The organism is Vibrio sp. 2130-1 (assembly GCF_033339515.1).
Map to the genome: position 1 here is coordinate 1 of NZ_JAWOUT010000270.1, position 706 is coordinate 706.

Genomic DNA, 706 nt, shown 5'->3' on the forward strand with positions numbered 1-706 from the left:
CTGACGAACCAACTAACGACTTGGACCCCATCACTCAATCGCAGATTCTGCGTTTGTTGAGCCGAATGAACCAGCTCAACAACACCACTATTTTGCTGATCGGTCACGACTTGGCTACCATCACGCAATGGGCAAGCCGAATTACCGTCATGTACTGTGGTCAGTCGGTTGAGTCTGCCGACACCGACAAAATCATCGAAGCACCTAAACACCCTTACACTGACGCGCTGCTAAGAGCGATGCCAGATTTTAATGATTGGGTACCGCACAAGCAAAAACTGCAATCGCTACCTGGGTCGATCCCTCCTTTGCAGCACCTGCCAATTGGTTGTCGATTAGGGCCGCGTTGTCCGTACGCGCAAAAACAGTGTGTTGAAATTCCACACACGCGACGCATTAAAAACCATAAGTTTAACTGTCACTTTCCATTGAACACGGAGAAGAAGTCATGAGTGCGTTACTCGAAGTCGATAACTTATCGAAGCAGTTTGTCACGCGTTCTCGACTGTTCAGACGTCAAGTTAATGAAGCGGTTAAACCCGTGAGCTTTACGCTAGAACCGGGGCAAACTATTGGCTTTATTGGCCAGAATGGATCCGGTAAATCAACACTTGCACGTATGCTCGCAGGCGTTGTTGAACCGAGCTCTGGTGAGATCCGAGTCAATGGTGAGCGTTTAGAACACAAAGATTACGCAACGCGATGT

2 protein-coding genes are annotated in these 706 nt (G+C 48.6%); both read left to right on the top strand.

Annotated features, from left to right (window positions below):
* The coding region (locus R7Q09_RS25670; RefSeq protein WP_411913122.1) for an oligopeptide/dipeptide ABC transporter ATP-binding protein at nucleotides 1-452 on the top strand (452 nt) is incomplete at its 5' end.
* Nucleotides 449-706, top strand: a 258-nt coding sequence (locus R7Q09_RS25675) for an ATP-binding cassette domain-containing protein (protein ID WP_318143883.1), incomplete at its 3' end; no start/stop codon positions are given. The genes R7Q09_RS25670 and R7Q09_RS25675, both read left to right, overlap by 4 nt.